Origin of the sequence: Streptomyces sp. RP5T (assembly GCF_003933965.1) — a bacterium.
Taxonomy (GTDB): Bacteria; Actinomycetota; Actinomycetes; order Streptomycetales; family Streptomycetaceae; genus Streptomyces.
In genome coordinates this window covers 16,802-38,300 of sequence record NZ_RSAJ01000015.1, presented here as the reverse complement: position 1 = coordinate 38,300, position 21,499 = coordinate 16,802, and the positions used below count along the sequence as shown (strand labels likewise).

The window sequence follows — 21,499 nt, the reverse complement described above, 5'->3', positions numbered from 1 at the left end:
GTGCGAACGTTCCCCCCACCGGCGCTGCGACGATGGATTCCCAGACCTCACAGTCATCCCAGACACCCCAGGTGCCTCAGCAGCCTCATACGTTCCAGGTCGACCTGCGCGGTCTGGTGGACCTCCTCTCCCATCACCTCTACTCCAGCCCCAAGGTCTATCTCCGCGAACTGCTGCAGAACGCGGTGGACGCGATCACGGCCCGGCGGGCCGAGCAGCCGGACGCCCCGGCCCGGGTGCGGTTGCACGCCGAGGACGGCACCCTGCGCGTCGAGGACTCCGGGGTCGGGCTCACCGAGTCGGACGTGCACGACCTGCTGGCCACCATCGGGCGCAGCTCCAAGCGCGCCGAGGGGCTTCAGGAGGTGCGCTCCGACTTCCTCGGGCAGTTCGGCATCGGCCTGCTCGCCTGTTTCGTGGTGGCCGAGCGGATCCGTGTGGTCAGCCGCAGCGCCCGTACGCCGGACGCGCCGCCCGTCGAGTGGACGGCGAGCGACGACGGCTCGTACCTGGTGCGGACGCTGCCCCACGACGCCCGTCCGGAACCGGGGACCACGGTCCATCTGGTGGCGCGGGCGGGGGCCGGCGAGTGGCTCGCGCCCGAGCGGGTCCTCCGGCTCGCCCGGGACTTCGGTGCGCTGCTGCCGTACGACGTCCGGGTCGGCGACGAGGCGGTCACCGATCTGCCCGCGCCCTGGGACCGGCCCTACCCCTCCCCCGCCACCCGCAGGGTGGCCCTGGCCCGGCACTGTCACGAGCTGTTCGGCTTCACCCCGCTGGACTCGATCGAACTGAACGTGCCGCTGGCCGGGATCCGGGGCGTGGCGTACGTCCTTCCCTCGGCGGTCAGCCCCGCCCAGCGGGCCACCCATCGCGTGCACCTCAAGGGCATGCTGCTGACCGAGCGGGCCGAACAGCTGCTGCCGGACTGGGCGTTCTTCGTGCGCTGCGTCCTGGACACCGACAGCCTGCGGCCCACGGCCTCGCGCGAGTCGCTGTACGAGGACGAGACGCTGGCGGCCGTACGGGAGACCCTCGGGGAGCGGATCCGGTCCTGGCTGACCGGGCTCGCCGCCGGGGACCCGGAGCGGCTCGCGGCGTTCCTGTCCGTGCACCACCTGGGCGTGAAGTCGCTCGCGCGGCACGACAGGGACATGCTGCGCACGATGCTGCCCTGGCTGCCGTTCGAGACGACCGACGGGCGGCTGTCGCTGGAGGAGTTCGCGCGGCGGCACCCGGTGGTGCACTTCACGCGGACCGTCGAGGAGTACCGGCAGGTCGCGCCGATCGCCTCCGCGCAGGGCGTCGGGGTGGTCAACGGCGGCTACACCTACGACAGCGACCTGGTCGAGGCGCTGCCCTCGGTGCGGCCCGGGACCGTCGTCACCGAGCTGGACGCGGACACCGTCACCGCCCACATGGACCTGGTCGACCCGGCCGAGGAGCTGGCGCTGTCCGGCTTCCTGGCGGCCGCGCGGGCCAGGCTCGACCCGCTGGGCTGTGACGTGGTCCTGCGGGCCTTCCGGCCGCTGTCCGTGCCCGCGCTGCACCTGGACGACCGGGACGCCCGGCACGAACAGGCGCGGGCGGAGGCCGAGGAAGGGGCGGACGACCTGTGGGCGGGCATCCTCGGCTCGCTGCGCGGGAGCGCCCCACGCGCGCGTCTCGTGCTGAACCATCTCAACCCGCTGGTACGGCGGATCGGCTCGCTTGGCGATCCGGAGCTGATGGGCACCGCGACCGAGTCGCTCTACGGGCAGGCGCTGCTGATGGCCCAGCGGCCCCTGCGGCCCGCGGACTCGGCGCTGCTGAACCGGGCCTTCATAGGTCTGCTGGAGTGGGCCACGAACGGCGAGGAGGACCGCGGATGAGCTCGGTCGACGGGAACGCGGCCTTCGACGCGCTGCGCCGGGCGATGGCGGAGAACGCCGAGGAACCGGAGGGTCCCGCCCGCAACGCGCGCGCGGAGCAGCTGCTCGCCGAGGCGGAGAAGCTGAACATCCCGCTCGCGGTGATCGAGGCGCTCGGACACCAGCTGAAGGTCTACAACTACAGCTCCGAGAAGGCCAAGATGTTCGTCCCCTTCGCGCGGCTGCTGCGCCTGTGGGACGAGCACCCCGAGGACTTCGACGAGTACGAGACGCACGCCCTGCACTGGGTCTTCAAGTGGATGACGAGCGGCATGCTCGACCAGCCGCACATCCCGCTCGCCGCGATGGAGAAGTGGCTCGGCGAGATGGAGCACCGCTACCGGCTGGCGGGGCACTCCGAACGGGCCGTGCGCAGCGCCGAGTACAGCGTGGCCGCGCACGTCGGGGACCTGGAGCGGGCCGAGCGCGCGTACGCCGCGTGGCTGGCCGCCGACCGGGACGCCATGGCCGACTGCCACGCCTGCGAGCTGCACGAGCAGGGCTGGTGGCAGTCGCAGCGCGGGCGGGACGCGGAGGCACTGGAGCTGTGGGCGCCGGTCCTGGCGGGCGAGTTCAGCTGCGCCCACGAGCCGCACGCGGTCCTGGCGTCCTCCCTCAAGCCCTTGCTGCGGCTGGGCCGCCTCGACGAGGCGCGCGCCAACCATCTGCGGGGCTTCCGGCTCGTGCGGTCCATGGAGAGCATGCGCGGCGCCTACGCGGACCACGTCGAGTTCTGCGCGCTCAGCGGCAACGAGGCACGCGCGCTGGAGCTGCTCGCGGAGCGTCCCGCGTACTTCACGGACGACGGCCATCCGCGCAGCAGGCTGGACTTCACGGCCGTGGTGGCCCTGCTGATGGACCGGCTGACCGTGCTGGGCCTGGGCGAGCGGCCGGTGCCGGGACCCGCGGGCCGGTCCTGGACCGCGGCCGCACTCGCCGCCCACGCGCGCGGGGAGGCCCTCGCGCTGGCCGCCCGCTTCGACGAGCGCAACGGCACGGCCCACGTCGGCGAACAGGTACGCGCGCGTATGGCGCAGCGGCCGCTGGTGGAGCGGCTGCCGCTGGGGGTGCGGGCGGTCCGGACCGTCGCCGCTCCCGTGCCGGTGCCCGCGGCGCCCGCGACCGCCGAGGAGCCCGATCTGCCCGCACTGGTCGCCGAGGCCCGGCGGCTGTCGGACACCCTCCGCCCGAACGCCGTGGAGGCGTGGGCGGCGGTCGCGCGGGCCGCCGAGGGGGTCGAGCTGGACCCGCGCGACCGGGCGGAGATCGCCGACCACGAGGCGATGGACCGGGGGCCCGAGGGTCTCGAACTGTTCGAGCGGGCCGCCGAGTTGTACGCGGAGGCGGGCGACCCGGGCGAGGCGCTGGCCGCACACGCGCGTGCCGCGTACGTCCGCGCGCTGGCGGGCGGGGTGGACGCGGCCCTCGCGGCGGTCGCCGGGCCGTACGACGAGGTCCTCGCGCTCCACTCCGCGGACGGCACGGGTGTGCTCCAGACGGCGTCGGTGCTGATGTCCCGGGCGCGGATCCTGATGCGACGGGTGCACGAGAGCGACGACGAGGCGTGCCTGAGCGAGGCCGGGTCGGCCGTGCGGGAGGTGCTCGCCCTCGTCGAGGGCCGGGCCGGGGACGACGTGCGGCTCGCCGCGCGGGTCGCCGAGGCGCAGGCGATGCTGGCGGAACTGGCCGCGCGGACCGGGGAGCTCCCGGCGGCGGCCGAGCTGTTCTCGCGGGCCACGACGGCGTTCGTGGACGCGGGGCTGCCGTGGTTCGCGGTGGAGTACGAGGCGCGGCTCGCCGGGCTCCTGCACCACCTGGGCGACCTGGACGGGACGGAGCGGGCGCTGCGGGCGGCGCTGGAGCACGGCGGTTCCCACCTGGAGCCGGTCGGACGGGCCCAGCTGCATCTCCAGCTCGCCGAGGTGGTCGGCGGCCGCGGGCTCGCCGAGGAGGCTGCCGAGCACGCCCTGGAGGCCGCTCACTGGGCCGACGAGGCCGGGGAGGGGCAGACGCTGGGTGCCCTGGCCCGGCACCAGCTGGGCGGGTTCCTGCTCGGCCTGGGCAGGTGGGCCGAGGCCGCGGAGGTGCTGGAGTCGGCGCTGCCCGACCTGAGCGCGGAGCGGCACGGCGAGGGGGCGGTCGTACAGACGCAGTGGTGGCTCGGCGACTGTCTGGCCGAGCTGGGCGAGCACCGGGAGGCGGCCGAACGGCGGTTGCAGGCCGCCGAGATCGCCCGGCACTGGCCCGAGCAGCACGACCACGCCACGCTCGCCCACCTCGCCGCCGAGTCCCTCGGAGCCGCGGGGCTGGCCGCCGAGGCCGACCAGGCGTACGCGCGCGCGGGCGCGCTGTGGCGTGAGATCGGCCATGTGCACGGCCTGGTGCGCTCCCTGCGGGCCCGCGCCTGGCTCGCGCTGCGCGCGCGGGACGGGGCGGACACGGCACGGCAGTTGATGGCGGACGCGGTCCGCGCGTGCGAGACCGCGCTGGGGGACGCGCGCGCCGACGAGGAGGCGCGGCAGCGACTGGTCGGCGAACTCGGGCACACGCACCGGCAGTTCGGTGACCTGCTCGCCCGTGCCGTGCCCGAGGACGCCGAGGACGACACGATCCGGGCGGTGCTGGAGGAGGCGCTGACCCAGGTGGTGGAGGCGGTCGTCGTGTTCGCCTCGCTCGGGGACGGCGCCCTGGACGCCCGCACCGGTGCGGAACTCGCGGCGGGCCGGCTGGCGGCCGACCTGGGCCGGCCGGCGGAGGCGGCGGCACGCGCGCGTGCGGTGCTCGACGCCTACGGCAACACGGACGGCGCGGGCGACGAGGTGGCGCAGGCGCGGCGGACCGAGGCGGAGCAGCTGCTGGGCCTCATGGAGGAACAGGACAGCTGATCACAAGGGGCCCTACTCGACCCCGATGAGCAGCACGGCGCCCTGTCGCCCGCCCCGGTACACCACCGTGTCCACGGCGAGGTACGACTCCCGTACGCGCGCCTCCAGGTGCTCGGCCACGGTCTCGGGGGCCTCGTCGCCGAGGACGAGGGTGACCAGCTCGCCGCCGGCCGAGAGCATGCGGTCCAGGACGGTCTCGGCGGTGCCGGTGACGTCCGCGCCGATGACGGCCACGTCCCCGTCGATGAGCCCGAGGACGTCACCGGCCTGGCAGATGCCGGCCATGGTCCAGGACTGGCGTTCGGCGACGGCGACCTCGGCGTAGCGGGTCGCGCCGGCCGCCGAGGTCATCTGGACGACGTCCTCGTCGAACCGGCGTTCCGGTTCGTGCACGGCGAGCGCGGCGATGCCCTGGACCGCGGAGCGGGTCGGGATCAGCGCGACCCTGATCCCCTCCGTGCGGGCCTGCTCGGCCGCGGCGGCCGCGGTGTGGCGCAGGTCGGCGTCGTTGGGCAGCAGCACCACCTCGCGCGCGTGGGCCCGTCGTACGGCCTCGACGAGCTCACCGCTCGCGGGCGGCTCCCCGGGGCGGGCGAGCACGGCGGTCGCCCCGGCCTCGGTGTACAGCTTGGCCAGGCCCTCGCCGGGCACCACGGCGACGACGGCCCGCTGGGCGCGCTCGCGGGGCGGGCGTTCGGCTCCGGTGGTGTGCACGTCACCGAGGCCGAAGTGCGTGATGCGGATCCGGTACGGCCGTCCGGCCTCGACGCCCGCCTCCACGGCGGCGCCCGCGTCGTCGACGTGCACATGGACGTTCCACAGGCCGTCGCCGCCGACCACCACGAGGGAGTCCCCGAGTCGGTCGAGCCGCTGCCGCAGCCGCTCGACGGCGGTGTCGTCGGCCTCCAGGAGGTAGATCACCTCGAAGGCGGGGCCCGTGCCCGGGGCGTCGGCGCACTCCTCGGGGGAGGCGGCGAGGACGTCGGCGATGCCCGCGGCCGCGCTCGGGTCCGTGTCGCCCGCCACGCGCGCGTGCTCCGGGTCGCTCACGACCGGCACCGGCCTGGGCACCTCTCCCGTGAACGTCTCCACCAGCGCCCCGAGCACCGCGACCAGCCCGCGCCCGCCGGCGTCCACCACTCCGGCCCGCTCCAGGACGGCGAGCTGGCCGGGCGTCGCGGCGAGGGCGGCGCGCGCCCCGTCGTAGGCGGCCCGGGCGACGGTCCCGCAGTCGCCCGCCGCCTTCCGGGCCGCGTCGGCGGCGGCGGAGGCGACCGTGAGGACCGTGCCCTCGACGGGGTGGGCGACGGCATGGCGGGCGGAGTCGGCCGCGTGCCGCAGGGCGAGCCCGAGCCCCTCGCCGTCCGTGTGAGTCGTCTCACCGTCGGCGGCGAGCACCTGGGCCATGCCGCGCAGCAGCTGGGCGAGGATCGTGCCCGAGTTGCCGCGGGCGCCTATGAGGGCGCCGTGCGCCATCGCGCGCACGGCGTCGGCGAGTGCCGGTTTCCCCGAGCCGTGGGCGTCATGGGCCTCGAAGACCGCCTCCACGGCCGCGGCCGCCGACTCCGCCGTCAGATACAGGTTGGTGCCGGTGTCCCCGTCGGCGACCGGGTAGACGTTGATCGCGTCGATCTCCTCGCGCGCCCGGCCCAGCGCGCGCAGCGCCAGACCGCACCAGGTGCGCACCGCGAGAGCATCGAAGAATGTCTGCGGCACCTGCGCCACCTGCGCCTCCTCGGGCTGCTGGACTGGACGCAGCGTAGACCCCGGGCGGGTGCCGGCCGGAAGAGGGCCGGGAGCGAGTGCCTGATCAGCCATGGTAGTTTCGTTCTACTGGCGCAGTCGTTGTATGCTGCTCCGGTTGCCCGATCCCGATCGGGCCATTCCCCTGGCAGCGCCACTCCGATCTCTGATCCTACGATCTCGATCCAGGCTTGCCGGGATCCGACCGTAAGTGCATCTGAAGTCTTTGGAGTGACCCGTGGCTGCCAACTGCGACGTCTGCGGCAAGGGGCCGGGCTTCGGCAACAACATCTCGCACTCGCACCGCCGTACGTCCCGTCGCTGGAACCCGAACATCCAGCGCGTCCGTACCGTGGTCGGCGGGACGCCGAAGCGCGTGAACGCTTGCACCTCGTGCATCAAGGCCGGCAAGGTCTCGCGCTGACGCACAGCTAAGCGCGCGGCCACTGCTGGTTCGCTGCAGAGCCGGTCCACCTCAGGGTGGGCCGGCTTTTCGCATGCCCGGAACCCGTCAGGCGCCTGACGTGTCCCGCGTGAGCGCCCAGCCGTGGTCCACGGGCCCGATCCCGCCGCCGAGCGCGAACCCGGCGGCGATCGCGCCGGTGACGTACTCCTTGGCGGCCGTCACCGCCTCCGGGACGGACCGGCCCTTCGCGAGCTGTGCGGCGATCGCGGAGGCTAGGGTGCAGCCGGTGCCGTGGGTGTGCCGGTTGTCGTGGCGGGGCGCGCGCAGCCAGTGCTCCGCGGTGCCGTCGGTGAGCAGGTCGACGGCGTCGCCGCTCAGGTGACCGCCCTTGATGAGCACCCACCGCGGCCCGTACGACAGGACGGCCTCGGCGGCCTGCCTCAGCTGGGACTCCGACTCGACCCGCACACCGGTGAGCTGGGCCACCTCGTCGAGGTTCGGGGTGGCGACGGTGGCCACCGGGAGCAGCAGCCGCCGTACGGAGTCCAGCGCGGACGAGGCCAGCAGCGGGTCGCCGTGTTTGGAGACGCCGACCGGGTCGATCACCGCCGGGGCGTCCGTGGCCCCGACCAACTCGGCCACGGCCTCGACGAGTTCGGCCGAGGAGAGCATCCCGGTCTTGACCGCCTGGACGCCGATGTCGTCCACGACACTGCGGTACTGGGCGCGTACGGCCGCCACCGGAAGCTCCCAGGCGCCCTGCACGCCGAGGGAGTTCTGCGCGGTGACGGCGGTGACGACACTCATGCCGTGCACGCCGAGCGCGAGCATGGTCTTCAGGTCGGCCTGGATCCCGGCGCCGCCGCCGGAGTCGGAGCCGGCCACCGTGAGCACCAGCGGCTTCACGACTCGATGTCCCCGCCGAAGTGGTCCCAGCCGCCCTTGCTGGTCCAGGGCGCCCCGTCGACCGTCACCTGGGGCAGCGCGGAGGGGTTGAGGACCTCGCCGATCACCTTCCAGCGGGCCGGGAGCTTCACGTCCGGCGGGAAGGTCGCCACGATCGCGTGGTCCTCTCCCCCGGTCAGCACCCACTGGAGGGGATCGACACCGACGGCCTGCCCGATGTCGGTCATCTGGGTCGGGATGTCGATCGCGCCGGAGCTGACGTCGATCCGGACCTTGCTGGACTCGGCGATGTGTCCGAGGTCCGCGATCAGTCCGTCGCTCACGTCGCACATCGCGGTCGCGCCGAGCGCCGCGGCGGCCGGGCCCGCGTGGTACGGCGGCTCGGGGCGCCGGTGCGCCTCGACGAACGCGCGGGGCGAGCGGAAGCCGCGGGAGAGCACCGCGTACCCGGCGGCCGACCAGCCCAGCCAGCCGGTCACCGCCACGAGGTCGCCGGGCTGGGCGCCGGCCCGGGTCACCGGCTCCTGGCCCCGCAGATCACCGAGGGCGGTGATGGAGACCATGATCATGTCTCCCCGTACGACGTCCCCGCCGACCACCGAGGCGCCCGCGACCTGGCACTCGTCGCGCAGGCCGTCCATGAGCTCCGAGGGCCAGGTCACCGGGAGTTCGGCGGGCACGACCAGGCCGAGCAGCAGAGCGGTCGGCACCGCGCCCATGGCGGCGATGTCCGCGAGGTTCTGCGCGGCCGCCTTGCGTCCGACGTCGTAGGCCGTGGACCAGTCGCGGCGGAAGTGCCGGCCCTCCAGAAGGATGTCGGTGCTCGCCACGACCCTGCGGTCGGGCGCGGCGACCACCGCGGCGTCGTCGCCGGGGCCCACCCGGACCGCCGGGGTGGTGGTGAGACGGGAGGTGAGCTCCCTGATGAGCCCGAACTCGCCGAGCTCACCAACAGTGCCCTTCATTGCCCTTACGCCCCTTCTGTGCCGTGCCGTGCCCGGTCGCGCGTCATCAGTGTCCTCGATACGGTCGAGGGGACCGTGAACTTCTGTCGTGTACGCACCCCGGCACGGGTGTCCGCGTCCCCGCGGGTCTCCCCGCAGCGAGCGGCGACGCGATACCGTGGCGTTCCTTTTCCCCACATGATCCTCGTGGCCGCCCTGGAGGTTCCGTGGTACAGGCGTACATCCTGATCCAGACGGAGGTCGGCAAGGCGTCGACCGTCGCCGAGACGATCAGCAAGATCCCTGGAGTCATCCAGGCCGAGGACGTGACAGGACCGTATGACGTGATCGTCCGAGCGCAGGCCGACACCGTGGACGACCTGGGCCGGTTGGTGGTCGCCAAGGTCCAGCAGGTGGACGGCATCACGCGTACCCTGACCTGCCCGGTCGTCCATCTGTAGCCCCCGTCTACCCTTGGCCGGTGAACTTCTTCCGTCACCGGCCACTCGGTCTGTCCGCGCTCGCCCTGCTGATCACGGTCGCGGGCTGCTCCTCCGCAGACGACAGCGCGTCGGCGGCGGTTCCCTCGCCGGGGGCGGGCGTCACGAAGCTGTGCCGAGAGCTGGACCGGGTACTGCCGTCCAAGGTCGACGACCAGGACCGTCGGGATCCCGAGCCCGCGTCCGCGCTGACCGCGGGCTGGGGTGACCCGGCGATCATACTGCGGTGCGGTGTCGCCCGGCCCGCCGAGATGGACGATCCGGAGGCCGACGGGGTCGAGGTGAACGGGGTGGGCTGGCTGCTGGAGAAGCAGGACGACGGGTCGTTCCGCTTGACCACGACCCTGCGCAAGGCATACGTCGAGGTCACGATCCCCGAGGACCACACCGCGGACGGCCTGGCACCCCTGGTGGACCTGGCCCCCGGCATAAAGAAGGCGATCCCCGAGGGAATCGCCGACTAGCGGGAACGGGGCGCCTTGAACCGCGACGCGGGCCTTGGCGTCACTCCGTGACTCGACCGAGCGTCGCGGTGCACATGTCTCGGCCCGAGAGAGCCGAACCTCTGCCCCTGCTCACGGCTTCGGTCGGCCCACGGCGTCCCGTCGAGGGTGTCCCGGCGGTGGTTGGGCAAGGCTTCCGCGGTCAGTCGGTTGGACGTGCGTGGCAGGTCGGTGGCGCTTCCGCGGGGTGGGCGCTGACCCACGGCGGGAGCCCTGCCGCCCGGCTACCGGCAGCCCTGCAGGCCCGTGGCGGAAGTCCGCCCGACCGACCCCAACGCGCTCCCGCCCCGCGCGGAACCCCTAGGGCCGGGCCGCAGGAACCCTTGCCGAACCGCCGGAGCGCACCCAACCGGAGGCCACAACACGTCTCACCGGACGCGGAAGGACCGACGCTCCCGCGTGAAGCGAAAGCCCTACCGGCCGGCCAGCAGGGCCCTACCGGACCAGCACCGAGCGCCCAACCGGACGCTGCGACACGTCCCACCCGACGCTGTTGAACCCGACCCGCCGCGAATGCCCGGCACCCTGCCGCGCAGGAGCCCGTCGGCCCGACGTCGAGGCGTCGCGCTCCCCCGCTACCGAAGCCCCGTCGGCCGGTGGAGTGCGGCCTCGATCAGGCGGTCGACCAGCTCCGGGTAGCTGACCCCGCTCTTCTCCCACATCTGCGGGTACATCGAGATCGGCGTGAAGCCGGGGAGGGTGTTGATCTCGTTGATCACGAACTCGCCGTCCTCGGTGAGGAAGAAGTCCGCGCGGACCAGCCCCTCGCAGGAGGCCGCCTCGAAGGCGTCGACCGCGAGCTTCTGGACCTCGGCCGTCTCCTCGGGCGTGAGGGGGGCCGGCACGATTCCCGGGGTCGAGTCGATGTACTTCGCCTCGAAGTCGTAGTACGCGTGCTCCTGCGGCGGCGGGATCTCCGCCGGGACCGACGCGCGCGGGCCGTCCTCGAACTCCAGGACTCCGCACTCGATCTCACGGCCCCGCAGCGCCGCCTCCACGAGGATCTTCGGATCGTGGCTCTGCGCCTCGGCGATCGCCTCGTCCAGGCCGGAGAGGTCGTCGACCTTGGTGATGCCGATCGACGAACCCGCGCGCGCGGGCTTCACGAAGAGCGGCCAGCCGTGCTCGCCCGCGAAGTCGACGATCTTCTTGCGGGCGGCGGACTCGTCCCGCTCCCACTCGCGGGGCCGGATCACCACGTACGGGCCGACCTTGAGCCCGAAGGAGGTGAACACCCGCTTCATGTACTCCTTGTCCTGGCCGACGGCCGAGGCGAGCACACCCGAGCCGACGTAGGGGACGCCGGAGAGCTCCAGGAGGCCCTGGAGGGTGCCGTCCTCGCCGTAGGGGCCGTGCAGGACGGGGAAGACGACGTCGACCTCACCGAGCGCCTTGGGCACCGATCCCGGCTCGCTGTAGACGACTTCGCGGTTCGCGGGATCCACGGGGAGCACCACGCCACCCTCGCTGGACTCGGCGAGCTCCTCGACGTCCGGCGTCCGGCGCTCGGTGATCGCCATGCGTTCCGGTTCGTCGGCGGTGAGCGCCCAGCGGCCGTCCTTGGTGATGCCGATCGGCAGGACGTCGTACTTCGTCCGGTCGATGGCCCGCAGTACGGCGCCGGCGGTGACCACGGAGATCCCGTGTTCGGAGCTGCGCCCGCCGAACACGACGGCCACGCGCGGCTTGCGAGGCGGCTGCTCAGGGTTCTGGGGGAGGTTCTCGGTGCTCATATCGCGTTGAGAGTACCCGTTGGTAGTGCCCTGAGACAGCGCCCACCCCCGCGGCGTACGGGGCAAAAAACGATGTCGTGGCTCAGTGTCGCTCGGGCTTCGCGCTGCGCGACATCAGCTCCTTGACGGCGACCACCGGGGACTTGCCCTCGTGCACGATGCCGACGACCGTCTCGGTGATCGGCATGTCGACGCCGTGCCTGCGGGCGAGATCCAGCACGGACTCGCAGGACTTGACGCCCTCCGCGGTCTGCTTGGTGACCGCGATGGTCTCCTCAAGGGTCATGCCCTTGCCGAGGTTGGTGCCGAAGGTGTGGTTGCGCGAGAGCGGCGAGGAGCAAGTCGCCACCAGGTCGCCGAGACCGGCGAGTCCGGAGAAGGTGAGGGGGTCCGCGCCCATCGCGAGGCCCAGCCGGGTCGTCTCCGCCAGCCCGCGCGTGATCAGCGAGCCCTTGGCGTTGTCGCCCAGTCCCATGCCGTCCGCGATGCCGACGGCGAGGCCGATGACGTTCTTGACGGCGCCGCCGAGTTCGCAGCCCACCACGTCCGTGTTGGTGTAGGGGCGGAAGTACGGCGTGTGGCAGACGGCCTGGAGGCGGCGGGCCACCTCCTCGTCGGTGCAGGCGACCACGGCGGCGGCCGGCATCCGGGCGGCGATCTCCCGTGCCAGGTTGGGTCCGGTGACCACGGCGATGCGGTCGGCGCCCACCTTGGCCACGTCCTCGATCACCTCGCTCATCCGCATGGCGGAGCCGAGCTCGACGCCCTTCATGAGGGAGACGAGGACGGTGTCGGGCGCGAGCAGCGGGGTCCACTCGGCGAGGTTGGCGCGCAGGGTCTGCGAGGGGATCGACAGGATCGTGAAGTCGGCGCCGGCGGCGGCCTCCGCGGCGTCCGTGGTCGCCCTGACGTTCTGCGGGAGCTCCACGCCGGGGAGGTAGTCGGGGTTCGTCCGGCTGGAGTTGACGGCCTCGGCGACCTCGGGGCGGCGTGCCCAGAGGGTGACCTCGCAGCCCGCGTCGGCGAGCACGACACCGAAGGCCGTACCCCATGAACCGGCGCTGAGAACCGCCGCCTTGACGGGTTTGCTCACTTGCTCTTCTCCCCCTCGTGGCCGCTCTGGGCCTGGGTCCGGCGCCGCTGCTCGATCCGCTCGCGGCGTGGGTCGTACGCCGTCGAGGGTGCCTTCTCGCCCCGGATGATCTCCAGCTGGGCGGTGACGGCGGCCATGATGACCTCGGTGGCCTCCTTGAGGAGTTCCGGGGTCATCTCCTTGTCGTAGAACGGCGACAGGTCCACGGGGGGCCCCGCGAGGACGTGCGAGGTCTTGCGGGGAAGCACGTGCAGCTTCTTGGCGTACGGCGGCAGCAGTTCGTTGGCGCCCCACTGCGCGACCGGGACCACGGGGCACTTGGTCTGCAGGGCCACGCGCGCGGCGCCGGTCTTGCCGATCATGGGCCACTGGGCGGGGTCCCGGGTGATGGTGCCCTCGGGGTAGAACGTGACGCATTCGCCGCGCTCGACGGCGTCAATGGCGGCCCGGAAGGCGCTGAGCGCGTCGGTGGTCTCGCGGTAGACGGGAATCTGGCCCGTGCCGCGCATCATGGCGCCGACGAATCCCTTGTTGAAAAGACCGCTCTTCGCGAGGAATCGCGGAACGCGCCCGGTGTTGTACTGGAAGTGCGCGTACGCGAAGGGATCGATGTGCGAATTGTGGTTGACCGCGGTGATAAATCCGCCGTCAGCCGGAATGTGCTCCATTCCACGCCAGTCCCGCTTGAGCAGAACCACGAGCGGCGGTTTGGCGATCACCGCGGCCAGGCGGTACCAGAAGCCGATTCTGCGGCGGGGCACGCGGGACACCTTCCTCTAGGGCCTGGGGGGCCGCACAAGTGTCGCCCCGGGCCGACCGTCTGTCGAGAACACCGTACGCCCCGCCGCCGACACCGCCAGATGGGGCGCGTGACGACTGAGTGACAATGGCCGCGAGAAGAGAAGGACGGAACGCTGGTGCAGTGGACGTTGGTCATCCCGCTGAAGCCCCTGGCGCGGGCCAAGAGCAGGCTCTCGGACACCGCCGACGACGGGGTGCGCCCGGGTCTGGCCCTCGCCTTCGCGCAGGACACCGTGGCGGCCGCGCTGGCCTGCCCGGCCGTGCGGGATGTGGCGGTCGTCACGGACGACGCCCTGGCCGGCCGGGAGCTGTCGGCCCTCGGCGCCCGCATCGTCCCCGACGAGCCCCGAGGGGGTCTGAACGCGGCCCTGGCGCACGCGGCGGCGGTCGTACGGTCGACGCGGCCCGAAAGCGCCCTCGCCGCCCTGAACGCGGATCTCCCCGCGCTGCGGCCCCTGGAATTGGCCCGGGTCCTCGACTCGGCCGCCGAATTCCCGCGCGCTTTTCTCGCGGATGCCGCGGCAATCGGCACGACTCTGCTGGCGGCCCGGGAGAACGCGGAATTGCGGCCCGCCTTCGGCCTCGATTCACGCGCGCGGCACCGCGCCTCGGGAGCGGAGGAACTCCCCCTCACCGGGGTGGATTCCGTACGGCAGGACGTGGACACCGGCGAGGACCTGCGGGCCGCGCTCGCGCTCGGGGTGGGTCCCCGGACGGCCGCCGCCGCGGCGCGGCTGCTGATACCCGGGCAGTAGGCTGCGGCCATGCAGGCGACCGCGTACACGTACGACCCCGAAAGCCGCAGTGGGCAGGTGCTTCTCGACGACGGCACCCCGGTGCCCTTCGACGCGCCGGCGTTCGACGCGGGCGGCCTGAGACTGCTGCGTCCCGGGCAGCGGGTGCGGATCGAGATGGCCGGGGACAGGATCACCCTGGTGACCCTCCAGACCTTCTGAACCCCCTTGCACACGCCGCGGGCCGGACTCCGATGCGGAGTCCGGCCCGGCGCGTGAGTGCCCCTGTGCCCTTACCTCTTGCGGGCCGTGGCCTTCTTGGCGGTGGTGGTGCGAGCCGCCGACTTCTTGGCCGGCGCCTTCTTCGCGGTGGCCTTCTTGGCCGGGGCCTTCTTGGCCGTCGTCTTCTTCGCCGTGGTCTTGCTCGCGGCGGTGGTCTTGGCGGCGGCGCCGGTGGCCTTCTTGGCGGGAGCCTTCTTGGCCGTCGTCTTCTTGGCAGTGGCCGTGGTCTTCTTGGCCGTCGTCTTCTTCGCGGCGGTCTTCTTGGCCGCAGCGGTCTTGGCGGTGGCCTTCTTGGCGGCCGCCTTCTTGACCGTGGCAGAAGCCCCGCCGGTCAGGCTGCCCTTGGGCGCCTTCTTGACCGCGACGTCGTTCTTCGGGAGCTTCTTCGTGCCGCTCACCAGGTCCTTGAAGCCCTGGCCGGCGCGGAAGCGGGGAACGGAGGTCTTCTTGACCCGAACCCGCTCGCCCGTCTGGGGGTTACGGGCGTAACGGGCGGGCCGGTCGACCTTCTCGAACGAACCGAAGCCGGTGACCGAGACCCGGTCGCCCGCGACCGTCGCGCGGACGATGGCGTCCAGGACCGCGTCGACGGCGTCGGCGGCCTGCTGGCGGCCGCCCACCTTGTCGGCAATCGCTTCTACGAGCTGCGCCTTGTTCACGTCTTCCCCTTCGGAGACATTGCCCGAACGAAAGTGTTCAAGCGTTTTCGCACGTTAGGCAGATATATACCGCAAATCAAACACGAAACGGGCTTATCACCCTTGTGCCGCAACGAACTCGGCTGCTCTGGACTTGTTCAGCGTTCCTCTTCCGGGATTCGACCCGCGTCGAGGTCGGCCATGAACCCCTCCAGACGCCTTGTCGCTTCGACGACGTCGTGCTTGGCCGCGGCCGTAATGACCAGCAGCTTCCGGGTCAGCGCCATCCGTACGCCCTCCGGGACTTGCAGTGCGCGCACTCTTGCGTGCGCTTCCTTGAGTTGGTCCGCGACTGCCGCATAGAGCTCGAGTTGGCCGTCGTGTTCCATGCACAGATTGTGCCATCTGGGGCGAGTTGTCGCCTGCTAGGGGTGCAACTGCCGCCTCAAACGGCCTTCCGGGCACATCCGGGAGTCACGGCTACAAGGGACGCGTACCCCGACAACACCCGTCGTAACGTGGGAAGTTGAGCGGGCGTGTCGCGCGAAGCGAGGGCGTCCGGGCCCAGACACGGCCGTACCCCCGATCGGGCTGATCGGGGGTACGGCGGGGGTGTTGCGGTGGCCGGAATTCGACCTGTTGGACGGCTCCGGGTCAGACCTCGATCGTCCGCGGCTTGTACGAGGGCCGCTTGGCCTCGTACGCGGCGATGTCGGCCTCGTTCTGGAGGGTGATGGAGATGTCGTCCAGGCCGTTCAGCAGCCGCCAGCGGGAGTTCTCGTCCAGCTCGAAGGCCGCCGTGATGCCCTCGGCGCGCACCTCGCGGGCCTCCAGGTCGACCGTGATCTCGGCCTCGGGGTCCTTCTCGCTCAGCTCCTGGAGCGCGTCCACGATCTTCTGGTCCAGAACCACCGTGAGCAGGCCGTTCTTGAGCGAGTTGCCGCGGAAGATGTCGGCGAAGCGCGAGGAGATCACGGCCTTGAAGCCGTAGTTCTGCAGCGCCCACACCGCGTGCTCACGGGAGGAACCGGTGCCGAAGTCGGGACCGGCGACCAGGACCGTGGCGCCCTTGCGCTCGGGCTGGTTGAGGATGAACGTCTCGTCCTTGCGCCAGGCCTCGAACAGCCCGTCCTCGAAACCGTCGCGCGTGACCTTCTTGAGCCAGTGAGCAGGGATGATCTGGTCGGTGTCGACGTTGCTGCGGCGCAGCGGAACGGCCCGGCCGGTGTGCGTGGTGAATGCTTCCATGACTCTCAGACTCCAGCGGCGACAGGGGCGTCGGACAGGTCGGCGGGCGAGGCCAGGTGGCCCAGCACGGCGGTGGCGGCCGCGACCTGCGGCGACACCAGGTGCGTACGACCGCCCTTGCCCTGCCGGCCCTCGAAGTTGCGGTTGGAGGTGGACGCGGAGCGCTCACCCGGGGCCAGCTGGTCCGGGTTCATGCCCAGACACATCGAGCAGCCCGCGTGCCGCCATTCGGCGCCGGCCTCCTTGAAGACGACGTCCAGGCCCTCGGAGACGGCCTGCAGGCCCACGCGCGCCGAGCCGGGGACGACCAGCATCCGTACACCGTCGGCGACTTTGCGGCCCTTGACGAGCTCGGCGGCGGCGCGCAGGTCCTCGATGCGGCCGTTGGTGCACGAACCTACGAAGACGGTGTCCACCTTGATGGAGCGCAGCGGCTGGCCGGCCTCCAACCCCATGTATTCCAGGGCCTTTTCGGCGGCGAGGCGCTCCGAAGCGTCTTCGTACGAAGCGGGGTCGGGGACGTCCGCCGAAAGCGGGGCGCCCTGGCCCGGGTTGGTGCCCCAGGTGACGAACGGCGACAGTTCGGCGGCCTCGATGACGACCTCGGCGTCGAACTCGGCGTCCTCGTCCGTCTTCAGGGTCTTCCAGTACGCGACGGCCGCGTCCCAGTCCTCGCCCTTGGGGGCGTGCGGACGGCCCTCCAGGTAGTCGAAGGTGGTCTGGTCGGGGGCGATCATGCCCGCGCGGGCACCGGCCTCGATCGACATGTTGCAGATGGTCATGCGGGCCTCCATCGAGAGCTTCTCGATGGCGGAGCCGCGGTACTCCAGGACGTAGCCCTGGCCGCCGCCCGTACCGATCCTGGCGATGATCGCCAGGATCAGGTCCTTGGCGGTGACGCCGTCGGGCAGTTCGCCGTTGACGGTGATGGCCATGGTCTTCGGGCGGACCAGCGGCAGCGTCTGGGTGGCCAGCACGTGCTCGACCTGGGAGGTGCCGATGCCGAAGGCCAGTCCGCCGAAGGCGCCGTGCGTGGAGGTGTGGGAGTCGCCGCAGACGACGGTCATGCCGGGCTGGGTCAGGCCCAGCTGCGGGCCGACGACGTGCACGACACCCTGCTCGACGTCGCCCAGCGGGTGCAGGCGCACCCCGAACTCGGCGGCGTTCTTGCGCAGGGTCTCCAGCTGGATGCGCGAGACCGGGTCGGCGATCGGCTTGTCGATGTCGAGGGTCGGGGTGTTGTGGTCCTCGGTGGCGATGGTCAGGTCGAGCCGGCGCACCTGGCGACCGCTCTTGCGCAGACCGTCGAAGGCCTGCGGGCTGGTCACCTCGTGCAGCAGGTGCAGATCGATGAAGAGGAGGTCGGGCTCGCCCTCGGCGCGCCGGACGACATGGTCGTCCCAGACCTTCTCCGCGAGTGTCCTACCCATCGCTTTCCCTCCGGTCGGCAAGAGCCGCGCCGACCCAACTAGAAGATCTTGTGGAGGCGACGCCCTCGGCCCCTGCTCCCGGGCACCCGCCGCCAGGCCCGTTGGTCTGCGGGCCGCTGTGCCTACAAGGGTTGCGCGTCTCACGAAAAAAGGAACTTGCGTTTCACAGAGTGAGACGTGAGTATCGTTTCATGGACAACAGTAGCGGCGTCGGCGTTCTGGACAAGGCGGCCCTTGTTCTGAGCGCTCTGGAGTCCGGACCCGCCACCCTCGCAGGGCTGGTGGCGGCCACCGGACTGGCACGACCCACGGCCCACCGGCTGGCCGTGGCTCTGGAACACCACCGCATGGTGGCACGCGACATGCAGGGCCGTTTCATTCTGGGCCCGCGCCTTGCCGAGCTGGCCGCGGCCGCCGGCGAGGACCGCCTCCTCGCGACGGCCGGCCCGGTGCTCACGCACCTGCGGGACATCACCGGCGAGAGCGCCCAGCTCTACCGCCGCCAGGGCGACATGCGCATCTGCGTCGCCGCGGCCGAGCGCCTGTCCGGCCTCAGGGACACGGTCCCGGTCGGCTCCACGCTCACCATGAAGGCGGGCTCCTCGGCGCAGATCCTGATGGCCTGGGAGGAGCCGGAGCGCCTGCACCGCGGCCTCCAGGGCGCCCGCTTCACGGCCACCGCCCTCTCCGGCGTACGGCGCCGCGGCTGGGCCCAGTCCATCGGTGAGCGCGAGCCGGGCGTCGCGTCCGTCTCCGCGCCCGTGCGCGGCCCCTCCAACCGCGTGGTGGCCGCCGTCTCGGTCTCCGGCCCCATCGAGCGCCTGACCCGGCACCCGGGCCGCATGCACGCGCAGGCCGTCATCGACGCCGCGGGCCGCCTCTCCGAGGCACTGCGCAGGACGGGCTGAGGGTGCGCGTCCCTGGTGGAACGAGGCCGGCCTCAACGCCGCGGCAGGCCTCGAACCGACGGGGACATGCCTTCCCCAGGGGCGCGGGGAACTGCGCGACCAGCCACGACGGCGAGTTGGCCGGCTGACGGCCGGTGGGGCTGAGCGCGCGGTTCCCCGCGCCCCCCGACCGGGTTATACGGCCCCGGACCGATGAGCGAACCGTTCCTTCGCCGAACGGCCCCTGCGCTCCACCGGTATCTGCCCGTGCGCCACCGCCAGGCCGAAAGCCGGCATGTCCGCGTAGATCGACTCGTAGGACCCCTCCGGCACCACGTACGCCTCGTGCCACAGCCCCACGTGCTGACGCGTCTTCCCCGCCTTCTCCTTGCGGTTGACGATCGTCCACGCCCGGTGGTGGAACATCTCCGGTGAGTGCGCGTACGCGTACAGCTTCTCCTTCGACTCCCAGTACTGGACGACGTAGTACGTCCGCGGCGAGGCCGTCAGCAGGACGTGGGAGAGCAGCCCCCGCTCCGGCGCCCGCGACAGCTCGCGCAGCATGCGCGGCATGGCCAGGAGGACCGGGACCCAGTGGTGCACGGCCCAGAAGTGGTTGATGCGCATCCCGATCAGCAGGACGACCACGTCACCTTCCGCGGACGCGGTGGTGCGGCCTGCGACGACCTTCTTCCCGACCATGGGGCCCCCTCGTTGGTGAGCTGCACTGTCCGAGTGCGGCATGCTTGGATAGTGCCGGTATCCGAGAGGGGGCGCAAGAGATGCGGCTGGCCGAACTCAGCGAGCGCAGCGGTGTGTCCACCGCGACGATCAAGTACTACCTGCGCGAAGGGCTGTTGCCGCCGGGCCGCCAGGTCAACGCCACCACGGCCGAGTACGACGAGCAGCATCTGCGGCGGCTGCGGCTGGTGCGGGCGATGATCCAGGTGGGCGGAGTGCCGGTGGCGAAGGTCCGCGAGGTCCTCGGGCACGTGGACGACGACTCCCTGGGCGGCTCGATCCACCTCGGGGCGGCGCTGTGGGCGCTGCCGCAGGTGCCGGAGCCGGACGAGGACGACACGTACCTGCGGGCCGCGCAGCAGGAGGCGACGGCCCTCCTCGACCGGCTCGGCTGGGAGAACGCCAAGCAGCTCACCAGCATCTCCCCCGCGTACCGCTCGCTGGTGGTGGCGATGGCCGCGTTCCGTCGGCTCGGCTACGACTGGGGGGTCGAACAGCTCGCGCCGTACGCGGAGTTGATGCACCGGACCGCGGTTCTCGACCTGGACACCATGGAGACGTATCCGTCGGAGGCGGAGCGGATCGAGTTCGCGATCCTGGGGGCGATCCTCAACGAGCCGCTGCTGCAGGCGCTGCACCGGCTGGCACAAGAGGAGGAGTCGACCCGGAGATACGGCTTCGCATGAACCCGGAACACAGCGAAGGCCCTCCGCCACGGCGGAGAGCCTTCGTCTCGTACCCCCGACCGGATTCGAACCGGCGCTACCGCCTTGAGAGGGCGGCGTGCTAGGCCGCTACACAACGGGGGCCCTAGCGATCCTGCATGCGTTGGATGGACAACGCGGCAGGTCCGAGCTGGTCTACCTGGACTCGAACCAAGAATGACGGTACCAGAAACCGTAGTGTTGCCAATTACACCATAGACCAATGCGATTCAAGGAAAAGCGTACCCCCGACCGGATTCGAACCGGCGCTACCGCCTTGAGAGGGCGGCGTGCTAGGCCGCTACACAACGGGGGCCCTAGCGATCCTGCGTGAGAGTCAGTGGGTGCGACCCTGACTGACCCTCCGGGAAGGATCTGTACCCCCGACCGGATTCGAACCGGCGCTACTGCCTTGAGAGGGCAGCGTGCTAGGCCGCTACACAACGGGGGCTTCGCGGAGTTGATCTCCGCCTGCAGATGAGCTCTGCGAGCTGGCCTACCTGGACTCGAACCAAGACTAACTGAACCAGAATCAGTCGTGCTGCCAATTACACCATAGGCCACTGGAACGCAAGCCCCTACGGGGATCTTGTTCTAGTTCTGCTCCTCCGGTCGGCGGCCTTTCGGCCCGCTCCCCGGCGGCGCAGGAAGAACATTACCCGAAGGTGGACGGGGCTCCAAAACGGGTATCCGCGCCGAGGATCGCGGGGAGTTCGGCGAGCGAGGCGATGCGGCGCGGTCCGGCGGGCGTGGGGACCTGGGCGTGCACGCCGCCCTCGCGGTCGATCCAGACCGACAGCAGTCCGGCCTCGGCGGCGCCCCGGCCATCGATCTCCGGATGGTCGCCGACGTACGCCACCTGGTGCGGGGCGAGCTCCAGGGCCTCGCAGGCCGCGAGGAAGGCGCCGGCCTCGGGCTTGGAGACGCCCAGCTCGGCGGCGCACAGGATGACCTCGAAGCGGTCGTGGACGCCGAGGACGCGCAGTTTGTGGTCCTGGACGTGGATGCTGGAGTTGGAGAGCACCGCGTGCCGGTGACTGGCGGCGAGGGCGTCCAGGGCGGGCAGAACGTCCGGGAAGAGGGTCCAGGCGGTCTCGTAGTGCGCGACGTACCGCCGGAACCAGGCGTCGGCCTCCGCGTCGGTCAGTTCCGCGCCGAGGAACACCCGCACGCGCTCCCGGCGCTGTCCCTGGAAGTCGACCTCGCCCGCCGAGAACCGGGCCCACTGGGCGTCGGTGACCGCCCGCCACCGCACGATGGCCTGCTCTACGCTCTCGTACGCCTCCAGAAGCCCCTCGGCCGCCAGATGCAGGCCCATCCCGATGCGGTCGGCCCGCGTGTAGTCGAAGAGGGTGTCGTCGACGTCCCAGACCACGGCATGGATGCTCATGTGCCGACGGTAGCCTGCGGC

The 21,499-nt window shown here is 71.7% G+C and carries 21 protein-coding genes and 5 tRNA genes; 9 read left to right on the top strand and 17 right to left on the bottom strand.

What is annotated here, in order from left to right:
• The first annotated feature begins 32 nt into the window (after positions 1 to 32).
• On the top strand, positions 33 to 1,871 hold the full coding sequence (locus EHS43_RS03300) for an HSP90 family protein (protein ID WP_125189002.1): 1,839 nt from the start codon (positions 33 to 35) through the stop codon (positions 1,869 to 1,871).
• Positions 1,868 to 4,795: a tetratricopeptide repeat protein gene (locus tag EHS43_RS03295; RefSeq protein WP_125189001.1), complete on the top strand. Its 2,928-nt coding sequence runs from the start codon at positions 1,868 to 1,870 to the stop codon at positions 4,793 to 4,795. Before EHS43_RS03300 ends, EHS43_RS03295 begins: the two co-directional genes overlap by 4 nt.
• Positions 4,796 to 4,807: 12 nt before the next feature.
• On the opposite strand, the gene EHS43_RS03290 is transcribed toward EHS43_RS03295, so the two are convergent.
• Entirely contained in the window at positions 4,808 to 6,520 is a 1,713-nt protein-coding gene (locus EHS43_RS03290; protein ID WP_125189003.1) for a DAK2 domain-containing protein, read from the bottom strand.
• A 256-nt stretch (positions 6,521 to 6,776) separates the two neighbouring features.
• Between EHS43_RS03290 and rpmB the strand changes: the two genes are divergently transcribed.
• On the top strand, positions 6,777 to 6,962 hold the full coding sequence (gene rpmB / locus EHS43_RS03285) for a 50S ribosomal protein L28 (protein ID WP_003993230.1): 186 nt from the start codon (positions 6,777 to 6,779) through the stop codon (positions 6,960 to 6,962).
• Between the two features lie 87 nt (positions 6,963 to 7,049).
• Here the strand turns inward: rpmB and thiD are convergent, their stop codons facing one another.
• On the bottom strand, positions 7,050 to 7,850 hold the full coding sequence (gene thiD, locus EHS43_RS03280) for a bifunctional hydroxymethylpyrimidine kinase/phosphomethylpyrimidine kinase (RefSeq protein WP_125189000.1): 801 nt from the start codon (positions 7,848 to 7,850) through the stop codon (positions 7,050 to 7,052).
• Positions 7,847 to 8,815 carry a thiamine-phosphate kinase gene (locus EHS43_RS03275; protein ID WP_125188999.1) on the bottom strand — a complete coding sequence of 323 codons (969 nt, stop codon included), beginning with the start codon at positions 8,813 to 8,815 and terminating at the stop codon, positions 7,847 to 7,849. Before EHS43_RS03275 ends, thiD begins: the two co-directional genes overlap by 4 nt.
• 206 nt (positions 8,816 to 9,021) lie before the next feature.
• Between EHS43_RS03275 and EHS43_RS03270 the strand changes: the two genes are divergently transcribed.
• Both EHS43_RS03270 and EHS43_RS03265 read left to right on the top strand, forming a co-directional pair.
• Positions 9,022 to 9,255: an Lrp/AsnC family transcriptional regulator gene (locus tag EHS43_RS03270; protein ID WP_020121007.1), complete on the top strand. Its 234-nt coding sequence runs from the start codon at positions 9,022 to 9,024 to the stop codon at positions 9,253 to 9,255.
• Positions 9,256 to 9,275: 20 nt separating this feature from the next.
• The gene (locus EHS43_RS03265; protein WP_125188998.1) at positions 9,276 to 9,758 is read left to right on the top strand and encodes a DUF3515 domain-containing protein; all 483 of its coding nucleotides are present in this window, start codon (positions 9,276 to 9,278) and stop codon (positions 9,756 to 9,758) included.
• Positions 9,759 to 10,372: 614 nt separating this feature from the next.
• On the opposite strand, the gene EHS43_RS03260 is transcribed toward EHS43_RS03265, so the two are convergent.
• From EHS43_RS03260 to EHS43_RS03250, 3 genes are all read right to left on the bottom strand, one after another.
• Positions 10,373 to 11,530 (bottom strand): D-alanine--D-alanine ligase family protein, encoded by a 1,158-nt coding sequence (locus tag EHS43_RS03260; protein ID WP_125188997.1) that lies wholly within the window; start codon positions 11,528 to 11,530, stop codon positions 10,373 to 10,375.
• A gap of 82 nt (positions 11,531 to 11,612) precedes the next feature.
• A complete protein-coding gene (locus EHS43_RS03255; protein WP_125188996.1) occupies positions 11,613 to 12,623 on the bottom strand; it encodes an NAD(P)H-dependent glycerol-3-phosphate dehydrogenase in 1,011 nt (336 codons plus the stop codon).
• Positions 12,620 to 13,384 (bottom strand): 1-acyl-sn-glycerol-3-phosphate acyltransferase, encoded by a 765-nt coding sequence (locus tag EHS43_RS03250; RefSeq protein ID WP_125188995.1) that lies wholly within the window; start codon positions 13,382 to 13,384, stop codon positions 12,620 to 12,622. Before EHS43_RS03250 ends, EHS43_RS03255 begins: the two co-directional genes overlap by 4 nt.
• 156 nt (positions 13,385 to 13,540) lie before the next feature.
• Here EHS43_RS03250 and cofC point away from each other — a divergent pair, with 156 nt between their 5' ends.
• Together cofC and EHS43_RS03240 are read left to right on the top strand one after the other, a co-directional pair.
• Entirely contained in the window at positions 13,541 to 14,179 is a 639-nt protein-coding gene (cofC, locus tag EHS43_RS03245) for a 2-phospho-L-lactate guanylyltransferase (RefSeq protein ID WP_125188994.1), read from the top strand.
• Between the two features lie 9 nt (positions 14,180 to 14,188).
• On the top strand, positions 14,189 to 14,380 hold the full coding sequence (locus tag EHS43_RS03240; RefSeq protein ID WP_125188993.1) for a hypothetical protein: 192 nt from the start codon (positions 14,189 to 14,191) through the stop codon (positions 14,378 to 14,380).
• A gap of 71 nt (positions 14,381 to 14,451) precedes the next feature.
• Here the strand turns inward: EHS43_RS03240 and EHS43_RS03235 are convergent, their stop codons facing one another.
• The 4 genes from EHS43_RS03235 to leuC all read right to left on the bottom strand — a co-directional run bounded on the left by EHS43_RS03235 (position 14,452) and on the right by leuC (position 17,756).
• Positions 14,452 to 15,099 carry an HU family DNA-binding protein gene (locus tag EHS43_RS03235; protein ID WP_125188992.1) on the bottom strand — a complete coding sequence of 216 codons (648 nt, stop codon included), beginning with the start codon at positions 15,097 to 15,099 and terminating at the stop codon, positions 14,452 to 14,454.
• Between the two features lie 137 nt (positions 15,100 to 15,236).
• Positions 15,237 to 15,467 (bottom strand): hypothetical protein, encoded by a 231-nt coding sequence (locus EHS43_RS03230; RefSeq protein ID WP_007384922.1) that lies wholly within the window; start codon positions 15,465 to 15,467, stop codon positions 15,237 to 15,239.
• Between the two features lie 265 nt (positions 15,468 to 15,732).
• Positions 15,733 to 16,326: a 3-isopropylmalate dehydratase small subunit gene (gene leuD / locus EHS43_RS03225; RefSeq protein WP_125188991.1), complete on the bottom strand. Its 594-nt coding sequence runs from the start codon at positions 16,324 to 16,326 to the stop codon at positions 15,733 to 15,735.
• Positions 16,327 to 16,331: 5 nt separating this feature from the next.
• A complete protein-coding gene (gene leuC, locus EHS43_RS03220) occupies positions 16,332 to 17,756 on the bottom strand; it encodes a 3-isopropylmalate dehydratase large subunit (RefSeq protein ID WP_125188990.1) in 1,425 nt (474 codons plus the stop codon).
• Positions 17,757 to 17,947: 191 nt separating this feature from the next.
• Between leuC and ndgR the strand changes: the two genes are divergently transcribed.
• A complete protein-coding gene (ndgR, locus tag EHS43_RS03215; protein ID WP_028806673.1) occupies positions 17,948 to 18,664 on the top strand; it encodes an IclR family transcriptional regulator NdgR in 717 nt (238 codons plus the stop codon).
• 174 nt (positions 18,665 to 18,838) lie between these two features.
• Here the strand turns inward: ndgR and EHS43_RS03210 are convergent, their stop codons facing one another.
• Positions 18,839 to 19,345 (bottom strand): DUF4188 domain-containing protein, encoded by a 507-nt coding sequence (locus EHS43_RS03210; RefSeq protein WP_125188989.1) that lies wholly within the window; start codon positions 19,343 to 19,345, stop codon positions 18,839 to 18,841.
• A gap of 80 nt (positions 19,346 to 19,425) precedes the next feature.
• On the opposite strand from EHS43_RS03210, the gene EHS43_RS03205 reads away from it, so the two are divergent.
• Positions 19,426 to 20,070: a MerR family transcriptional regulator gene (locus EHS43_RS03205; protein WP_125188988.1), complete on the top strand. Its 645-nt coding sequence runs from the start codon at positions 19,426 to 19,428 to the stop codon at positions 20,068 to 20,070.
• Between the two features lie 50 nt (positions 20,071 to 20,120).
• Here the strand turns inward: EHS43_RS03205 and EHS43_RS03200 are convergent.
• The 6 genes from EHS43_RS03200 to EHS43_RS03175 all read right to left on the bottom strand — a co-directional run bounded on the left by EHS43_RS03200 (position 20,121) and on the right by EHS43_RS03175 (position 21,478).
• Positions 20,121 to 20,193 (bottom strand) — tRNA-Glu (locus tag EHS43_RS03200).
• Positions 20,194 to 20,239: 46 nt separating this feature from the next.
• Positions 20,240 to 20,311 (bottom strand) — tRNA-Gln (locus EHS43_RS03195).
• A 20-nt stretch (positions 20,312 to 20,331) separates the two neighbouring features.
• A tRNA-Glu gene (locus tag EHS43_RS03190) sits at positions 20,332 to 20,404 on the bottom strand.
• Positions 20,405 to 20,466: 62 nt separating this feature from the next.
• Positions 20,467 to 20,539 (bottom strand) — tRNA-Glu (locus tag EHS43_RS03185).
• Positions 20,540 to 20,579: 40 nt separating this feature from the next.
• A tRNA-Gln gene (locus tag EHS43_RS03180) sits at positions 20,580 to 20,651 on the bottom strand.
• A gap of 92 nt (positions 20,652 to 20,743) precedes the next feature.
• A complete protein-coding gene (locus EHS43_RS03175) occupies positions 20,744 to 21,478 on the bottom strand; it encodes an HAD family hydrolase (protein WP_125188987.1) in 735 nt (244 codons plus the stop codon).
• Between the last annotated feature and the right edge of the window lie 21 nt (positions 21,479 to 21,499).

Excerpts from the sequence above, each read along its gene's own strand:
- EHS43_RS03240 (WP_125188993.1), top strand. The coding sequence starts at position 14,189 with ATGCAGGCGACCGCGTACACGTACGACCCCGAAAGCCGCAGTGGGCAG.
- ndgR (WP_028806673.1), top strand. The coding sequence starts at position 17,948 with ATGGACAACAGTAGCGGCGTCGGCGTTCTGGACAAGGCGGCCCTTGTT.
- leuD (WP_125188991.1), bottom strand. The coding sequence starts at position 16,326 with ATGGAAGCATTCACCACGCACACCGGCCGGGCCGTTCCGCTGCGCCGC.
- EHS43_RS03230 (WP_007384922.1), bottom strand. The coding sequence starts at position 15,467 with ATGGAACACGACGGCCAACTCGAGCTCTATGCGGCAGTCGCGGACCAA.
- EHS43_RS03300 (WP_125189002.1), top strand. The coding sequence starts at position 33 with ATGGATTCCCAGACCTCACAGTCATCCCAGACACCCCAGGTGCCTCAG.
- EHS43_RS03295 (WP_125189001.1), top strand. The coding sequence starts at position 1,868 with ATGAGCTCGGTCGACGGGAACGCGGCCTTCGACGCGCTGCGCCGGGCG.
- EHS43_RS03260 (WP_125188997.1), bottom strand. The coding sequence starts at position 11,530 with ATGAGCACCGAGAACCTCCCCCAGAACCCTGAGCAGCCGCCTCGCAAG.
- EHS43_RS03205 (WP_125188988.1), top strand. The coding sequence starts at position 19,426 with ATGCGGCTGGCCGAACTCAGCGAGCGCAGCGGTGTGTCCACCGCGACG.
- leuC (WP_125188990.1), bottom strand. The coding sequence starts at position 17,756 with ATGGGTAGGACACTCGCGGAGAAGGTCTGGGACGACCATGTCGTCCGG.
- EHS43_RS03175 (WP_125188987.1), bottom strand. The coding sequence starts at position 21,478 with ATGAGCATCCATGCCGTGGTCTGGGACGTCGACGACACCCTCTTCGAC.
- EHS43_RS03210 (WP_125188989.1), bottom strand. The coding sequence starts at position 19,345 with ATGGTCGGGAAGAAGGTCGTCGCAGGCCGCACCACCGCGTCCGCGGAA.
- EHS43_RS03275 (WP_125188999.1), bottom strand. The coding sequence starts at position 8,815 with ATGAAGGGCACTGTTGGTGAGCTCGGCGAGTTCGGGCTCATCAGGGAG.